Here is a 7,524-nt window from a genome sequence, read left to right as displayed (position 1 = left end):
CTGAGCTTCGCGCGCTGAACTCGCCCTCTCGCCAACCCCTCCCCCGAAGTTGGGGGAGGGGTCGACCGCCGTTGCGAGGAACGAGCAAAAAGGCGGTCGGGGGAGAGGGCCCCCGTCGCGCAGCGACGGGGTCTTCATTTTTCACTGACTCCGCTGATCTGACGACTTGACGAGCTGACGAGCGTCATCCGCCCGTCGCCTCTCTCTCCTCGTCATTCCGCCCCCTGCCTCCGCCCTCTGTCCCCGCCGCCCCTACGGCAGATCCTGCACGTAGATCCGCCCGTCGGCCGGGTAGAGCAGGCGTTTGCCGTCCGGGGAGAACGCGGCCTCCCAGCTGTCTTCCTGCACGTGCTCCACGAACTCCGCGATCATCCGCGCCTCCTGACCGGCCTCCAGCAGGTACAGCCGCATGTGGCTGCGCATCATTCCGCCGCTGGCGCACACGCCGGTAATGCAGTCCGGCGGATCCGTCGCCACGGTTACCCAGACCGCCGCGCGGCGCCCGTCCGGCGACCACGCGCCCGCCCCGGCCGGCCGCGTGCCGCCGAACGCGGGGACGCTCCCCAGCCGCGTCCGCCGCCCCGTCGCGGGATCGAGCTCCGTCAGCTCCGACGCGGCGGCGCCGGCGGGACGGCGCGCCAGCAGCAGCCGCGGCGCGCCGTTCACCCAGCGCACGGCGGACACGCCCTCCGTCTCGTCTTCCGGCGCGCGCCACAGCTGGCGCTGCCGCCCGCTCGCCACGTCGTACGTCCACACGCCCGCGTTGGCCGGGTGCTCGTAGTCCGCGACGGTGTAGGCCACGGCGCGGCCGCCGGGCTCCATCCACCACGTGTACACGCCCGAGAGGGAGACCACCGTCCGCCGGCGCCCCGTCCGCGCGTCCCACAGGGCCAGCTCCTCGTCCTCGTACTCGCCGTTCCGGAACGCACGGCGGTAGACGAAGCGCCGCTCCGCCGAGTCCATGTCGAAGCGGGAGAAGGGCGCCGGCAGAATCAGCTCCGGCGCCGCGTCGGTGCCCGGCCGCAGCCGTGCGATACCGGGGGCGTCCGGCAGCTCCAGGTCCGCGTACAGCACCCCGCTCGACGCGCGCCGCAGCCGGTCCAGTCCCATCCCGTCTCCCGTCGTCGTCCGCACGAGGTCGCGCACCCGGCGCGTGGCCACGTCCGTCGCGCGGACGACGACGTGGCCCAGCGAATCCTCGCCCAGGTAAAGGACCTCCCGCCCGTCGCCGGACCACACGGCCCACGGCGTGACGACGCCGTCGCCCAGGGCGCGGCCCAGCAGCGGCGCCTCCGGGCCAAAGTCGGGCGTGAACTCGTCGTCCTCCCGCTCCAGGACCTGGATGGCGCCCGGCGGCACGCGCAGCGCGGGGAGCGCCCGGCGCGCGGCCCGCGCCCCCGACGGCTCGCGAAACCGGTAGACCAGGCGGTTCTCCACTTCGTCCACGTCGAACATCTCCACGCCCCGGAACTGGAAGAGCAGCGCGGAGCGGCCGGACCAGCGGGCCAGGTCCGCCCAGCCGTAGTCCACCTGCCGGAACGTGATGTCGAACCGCTGGCACCCCGGATCGCCGGGGTAGCCGCTCGCGGCCAGCACCTCCTGTACGTACGCGCGGGCGGCCTCCTGCTGCCGCATGTCGCGCAGGCTCACGATGGCCGAGCAGGGGCCCGACCCGTTGATCCACCCCGCCCAGCCGGGGATGTGCTCGGCTACGCGCGGCCACTGCCAGTCGGGGCGCGGATCCGTGAGCCACGGCGGATCGCGGTCCGGCGGCGGAACCGCCTGGAGCGCGACGCGCACGGGCATGCTGTCCAGGTCCACGCCTCCCACGGCGAGCACGCGGTCGTACACGGGGCCCGTGGTGTCGCGGATTTCGGCCGTGATGGACAGGCACCCGGGCCGGCCCCGCTCCGCGCGGGGGATGCGCGTGCGCCAGCGCCCCTCCGCGTCCGCCGTCGTGCGGACGAGCCCGCGCAGTCCTCCCGGCGCGCCGCAGTCGCCCGGCTCGCCGGGGACGCCGTCCGCGAGCGCGACGTACACGTCCGCCCCTGCCGCCGGCGCGCCGTCCTCCAGCACCGCCGTGCCGAACGCCACCGTATCGCTCAGCCACGCGGGATCGGCATGTGGCTGCTCGATGCGAACCGTATCCGCCGCAGTGATGACGGTTGACGAGGGCTGCGGGGCGGGTGCGGTCTCGGGCCGCGGAGCTGCCGTGCATCCGCCGCAGAACGCGATGAGGACGGAGAGGGGCAGGCGGGAGATGCGCATCACGAACGATGAGGGGAGGGGGGCGCCGTCCGGGAAACGCTTGAACCACGGCGGATCGTCATCTGTTCCGCGAATCGCCGGATTCGCCGCTCTAGGACGAACGCGGGACGGTGATTATGATCCTGCATCTTCCGATTTTCTTCCGCACGTCACATCTCTCCACCGCGCGCCCGCGCAACCACAATGAACACGCCGATGCTCATCCGGTCCACGGGAATTGTCGCCGGCATCCTGCTCGTCTTCGCGGTCTGCATGATCGGGTACACCATCCGCAATCCCCAGCCGGTGCCGCGTGACATGAAGCCGGTAAGGATGCCCGTGCTGGCCATGGAGTTCGTTCGTTCCGAGGCGGACCTGCACCGCATCATCGGCGAGCCGCGCGACACCGATCCCGAAGTGCGCAGGCTGCGCGAATGGCTCAAGACCAACATCAGGATCGACTACGGGTTCATCGCGCTGTACTGGCTGTTGTTCGTGCTGATTGCCGGCGTGCTGGCGCAGCGTGAGGGCCGGTGGATGCCGTGGCTGGGCGCGGCCGCTGGATTGGCCATCACGGGCGCGGCGATCGCGGACGTGATGGAGAACGTGCGGATGACGCGCGTGATCGACACCGTTCAGCTGGCGGGCAACGACGTCGCGTCGGCGGGGTTCGCCAAGTGGGTGCTGAGCTTCGTGGCGATCGGGCTGCTTGCGTTCGCGTTCGTTGGGCGCCACGGGTGGATTCCGTGGATCGGCGGCGTCTGCGTGCTCATCGCGGTGGTGGGACTGGCGGGCCTGGTGGCGCTACGGATGGGGCCCGGGGGACTGCCCATCGTCCAGCTCGCCTTTTTCCTGATGCTGGTCCCGCTGCTGCCGATGGTGTTCATCGCCTTCAACTTCTCCCCGGGCGCGTTTCGGGGCTGATCCGCCGCGCCCGTCCGCGTGCTCGCTGGTGGGCGCGCGGACCGACGGCGGCGGCATCCGATGCGCCGGCGTAACGCGATGCGGCCGCGGCCCTTCCGGAATGGCTGCCGCGGCGCCATACTCCTGGCCTCCCCCAGTCCCGTCCGCAGGAACGCAGGAGCTCGCCCATGCAGTCCCAACCCCCCGCCGAAGCATCCGTCGTCCTTCGCACGTGCGCCCACTGCGGCGCGCGGGGCACCACGCGCTTTTGCGGCGAGTGCGGCCACGCGCTGGAATCCGTCCCCGTCCCGGGCCTGCTGCGCGAGACGGCGGCGGAGGTGCTGGGCGTGGAGCACGGCATCGTGGGCACGTTGCGGGACCAGCTCATCCGCCCCGTGGCGGTGTACCGCGCGCACCTGGAGGGCCGCGCGGAGGGCTACGTGCGGCCCATCAAGCTGTTCTTTCTGCTGGCGGGCTTGTACATGCTGCTGCTGTCACTGGTGCGGCCCATCGCCTTCGAGATCAGCGAGCTGATGCGCGGCGCCGCCGTCGGCGGTGGGGCCGAGGGGGCAAGGACGCTCGCGGCGATCCTGGAGCGGCGGGGCCTCACGCAGGAGCTGCTGAACGAGCGCATGCAATCGGGGATGAACACGGCCACGCCGCTGGTGGTGGCGCTGGCGCTGCTGCCCATGGCGGGCCTGCTCAAGCTGATGCGCCGCGAGCGGCCGTTCCGCGAGCACGTGATGTTCCTGCTGAGCTTTTCCAACTCGGTGTGGCTCATGAGCATCCTCACGCTGCCGCTGTACTGGCTGTCGCAGGCCGGCGCCACGGTGCTGATGCAGGTGATCGCCTACGTGTACATGGGCCTGGGTTTCTTTGCCTTCTACGCCTCGCGCACGCGGCTGCGGACGGCGGGCCTGTTTGCCGTCTATGTGGTGTCGGATCTCGTGCTGTCCACGCTCTTTGGCTACGCCCTCTCCGTCGGTGTGCTGATGACCGTGCTGTTCCTCTGACGATCATCCACCCAAAACAAACACGCCGGCCCCGTGACGGGAGCCGGCGTGCGGATACGGCAGGGGTCGACGCGTTCAGCTGGTGCGGCGGCTGTCGCGAGCGGCGACGCGCTTTGCTTCCAGGCGCACCATCAGCATGCACGCCAGGTAGATGCAGAAAGTCACCAGGCCGAACACGCCGATGTGCAGAAACAGGGTGGGCCAGCCGGCCGGAGTCGATCCCATCGTTCGTTCTCTCGTAGTCGGTTGATCGGTCAGCGCGCACAACATACCACGCCGCCGGCAAAAGTGCCAGCGGCCTCCCGCCTCACGTCTCCACCGACGTCTTTTCGCCGCAGCGGGGGCAGGTGGCGCGCAGGGTGCCCTTGCCGCGCGGCAGGCGCATCCTGGCCTGGCACTTGGGGCAGGGCACCACGAGCGTCGTCGCCTCCAGGTGCTCCTCGCCGCCGGGCAGGTCCTCCACCTGCAGCGTGGACAGCACCTCGTCCGACGGATCCTTGAGTGGCCCCACGCGGTTGGCGTGCCGCGCCACCGCCTGCTCGAACGCGTTGCGCACGGCGCGCCCGTTGGCGAACCCCGGCCCGCGGTTGTCGTGCATCCGCGCGAACAGTCCCTCCGCGTACTCGCGGGCCGGCGGGCACAGCTTGTAGCCGGCGTCCTCGCACTGCCGCTCCAGGATCTGCAGCAGCTCCTGCGAGGAGTAGTCCGCGAAGTCGATAAAGCGGTTGAAGCGCGACCGCAGCCCCGGGTTGCTGTCCAAAAAGCGCTGCATAGGCTCGGAGTAGCCCGCCACGACCACGATGAAGTCGTCGCGGTGGTCCTCGATGAGCTTGACGAGCGTGTCGATGGCCTCGCGCCCGAAGTCGTTGCCCGCGTCCTCGGGCGAAAGCGCGTACGCCTCGTCGATGAACAGCATGCCCCCTAGCGCCTGCTGCACCTTTTCCTGCACCTTGAGCGCCGTCTGCCCCACGTAGCCGGCCACGAGCCCGGCGCGGTCCGTCTCCACCAGGTGGCCCTTGGACAGCACGCCCAGCGCCTGGAAGATGCTGCCCAGCAGGCGCGCCACGGTGGTCTTGCCCGTGCCGGGGTTGCCCGTGAACACCATGTGCAGCGACAGCGGGGGGACCGGAAGCTTGCGGTCCTTCCGCATCTTGTTGACGCGCACCATGTTGGCAAGCGTCTCCACTTCCTTCTTGACGGAATCCAGGCCCACCAGCCGGTGCAGCCTGGCCATGAGCTCGTTCAGGTCCGCGGGCGCCACGGGCGCCGTCTCGGCCGGGGCGGGGGCCTCGCCGGGCTGCGCGGGCTGGCCCGGCGCGGGGTCCGGCTCCTTGCGGGGCGACTGCACGCCCGCGTCGGCAACGGCGCGCTCCAGGGGCGCCACGTACGCCGTGACGAGCTCCGACTCGCGCGGCAGGTTGCGCCCGTCGGCGGCCATGAGCTGCAGCCCCAGCTCGCGCAGGCAGGTGGCCACGTTCATGGCGTTCACGGTGCCGCGCAGCCGGTCGCCGCGCACCAGGACGTGAAAGTAGTCGGGCACCCACTCGTTGGGGACCACGTTCGGCGTTTCGCCGTGGCGCAGCACCAGGTCGCGGATCTCGGGATACGTCATGGGCAGCCCGGTGCTGGGCCGCAGCATGTCGGCGATGAAGTCGGCCTCCTCGCGGCTGATGTCGCCGTCCGCGCGCACGAGCGTGCAGAGGAAGCCCAGCACGTGGCGCTGCGCCGCGTCGGCGATGGTGCCCGGCCCGCGCCAGTCGCCGCGGCGTTCCGCGCGGTAGGCGCTGTCGAAGATGAACTGGTAGAGCTCGGGCGGCGTCTTGGGCTGCATGATCGGCGTGGGAGGACGAACGGGTGGATTCAGGCGAGGCGGGCCAGCGCGACGACGTCCTTCACGATCTTTCGGAACGATCGCGCAGCGTGTGCCTCCTCCAGATCGAAGACGTTGGTGAGCGCCGGCTGGTCGATGGTCGGCTTGTACGAGAAGCCCTGGGCCGTGCGGCTGGCCAGCCATCCCTTTGCGTCGCGGATGGATTCCGGCTCCGGCGGTGGTTCAAGGTCGTCCGCGAGCCCGCGCTTGCCCCGCAGCGAACGCGCGGCGGCAAGGAACCACGCCTCGTACTCGCGGTTCGCGGCGACGACGCAGATGGCGCGATCCGGGCGCGCTGCCTTTGCCCGGACGAGGAGCTGCTCGGCGAGTTCGCGCGGGCAGTCGTCGTCCGCGTCCAGCAGGATCAGGATGCCGTCGGACGAGGTCGTTTGCCGCGCGGCAAGCTCCACGTAGTTCTCCAAGCCGCCGGCCTGGATCAGCCCTGTGCGTTTGGCGCGGATGGGCTGGCCCACGTGCGCGTACCCGATGTCTGGCGCGTACTGCGCGACGATCCGCCGGATCAGGATCGGCACCGCAGTCACTTCGCCGTGCCCCTCCACGATCGGGAGGATCACGCCGGTGCCCCCGTGCCGAAAAGTTCCAAGTCCTCGGGCTTCAACGAACGCGCGGCGGATTCCGGACGCAGTTGATTCATCCGCAGAAGGTCACCGGCTGTGAAGAGGTGGTCCCTGAGCACGGAGCCCGCAGCCTCATCCAAGTGACCAATCCTGGTCGCACCATCTTCTGCAACGACTGCGAGAATCGCGGAGTCCGCGATGGATGGATTGTCCAGCAGTTCGGGACTGTGACTCGTCACCAGAATCTGCCGCATCGAAGCTGCGTCACGCATGCTGTCGATGAGCACTCCCGCAGCTGCTGGATGCAGGGCGGTTTCCGGTTCTTCGATTCCAACCAGGCTGGGTCCGGCTCGTCCCGCATAGTCCTCAGCCCCACTCTGGAAGAGAGCCAGCAGGACACCAAGAGCCCGGAGTGTGCCGTCGGACATGTTTGCTGCCAGGAAGCGCCACTCGTGCTCTCCCTGGGTGTCTTGCTGCACGAATTCCACGGTTTCCCGAGGGCCAAGCGGTATCGCATCTACGCCGTAAATCCCTGGCACCGCCTGCGCCATGTATTCCTCGACTCTTGCCTTCAGTTGAGGATTTCTGATTGATAGCTTTTGCAGGACAGCAGGCAGATTGCCGCCGTCGCGGGCCAGCAATTCCCCTGGATCCGGAGGCTGCAGGTCACGTATGGCATCCGGGTTCAAGTTGTAGAACCCCATATTCGCCAACGCGTCGTATACCGGGCGGAACGTAGCTAGACCGGATACGCTGACAAGGTAGAGCCGGTCCTTCACTCGCACCGGTCCAGGGCGATCAAAGGACTGGTGAGTAGCACCGTTCGAAACCTCGAAGTAATGCGGCCGGCGACCGGCCAGCAGCAGTCCGCCAGCGATTGTGCACTCCTCGTGCTGAATCTCGACGGAGTTTC

The 7,524-nt window shown here is 69.6% G+C and carries 7 protein-coding genes; 2 read left to right on the top strand and 5 right to left on the bottom strand.

The genetic code is table 11. From position 1 onward, the window contains the following. Positions 1–252 precede the first annotated feature (252 nt). Positions 253–2,271, bottom strand: a complete 2,019-nt coding sequence (locus VFZ20_RS20565; protein ID WP_329685817.1) for a hypothetical protein — start codon at positions 2,269–2,271, stop codon at positions 253–255. A 192-nt stretch (positions 2,272–2,463) separates the two neighbouring features. Between VFZ20_RS20565 and VFZ20_RS20560 the strand changes: the two genes are divergently transcribed. Further along, positions 2,464–3,171 carry a hypothetical protein gene (locus VFZ20_RS20560; RefSeq protein ID WP_329685816.1) on the top strand — a complete coding sequence of 236 codons (708 nt, stop codon included), beginning with the start codon at positions 2,464–2,466 and terminating at the stop codon, positions 3,169–3,171. A gap of 167 nt (positions 3,172–3,338) precedes the next feature. Next, a complete protein-coding gene (locus VFZ20_RS20555; RefSeq protein ID WP_329685815.1) occupies positions 3,339–4,163 on the top strand; it encodes a DUF3667 domain-containing protein in 825 nt (274 codons plus the stop codon). Between the two features lie 75 nt (positions 4,164–4,238). Here the strand turns inward: VFZ20_RS20555 and VFZ20_RS20550 are convergent, their stop codons facing one another. The 4 genes from VFZ20_RS20550 to VFZ20_RS20535 form a co-directional block, all read right to left on the bottom strand. After that, positions 4,239–4,388: a hypothetical protein gene (locus VFZ20_RS20550; RefSeq protein ID WP_329685814.1), complete on the bottom strand. Its 150-nt coding sequence runs from the start codon at positions 4,386–4,388 to the stop codon at positions 4,239–4,241. A gap of 82 nt (positions 4,389–4,470) precedes the next feature. Continuing rightward, entirely contained in the window at positions 4,471–5,994 is a 1,524-nt protein-coding gene (locus tag VFZ20_RS20545; RefSeq protein WP_329685813.1) for an AAA family ATPase, read from the bottom strand. Positions 5,995–6,023: 29 nt separating this feature from the next. Beyond that, entirely contained in the window at positions 6,024–6,608 is a 585-nt protein-coding gene (locus VFZ20_RS20540; protein ID WP_329685812.1) for a DUF4276 family protein, read from the bottom strand. Next, a partial coding sequence (locus VFZ20_RS20535; RefSeq protein ID WP_329685811.1) for an AAA family ATPase occupies positions 6,605–7,524 on the bottom strand: 920 nt, incomplete at its 5' end. The genes VFZ20_RS20535 and VFZ20_RS20540, both read right to left, overlap by 4 nt.

Source organism: Longimicrobium sp. (assembly GCF_036280135.1).
Classification (GTDB): Bacteria; Gemmatimonadota; Gemmatimonadetes; order Longimicrobiales; family Longimicrobiaceae; genus Longimicrobium.
This window is presented reverse-complemented; position numbering and strand designations above follow the sequence as displayed.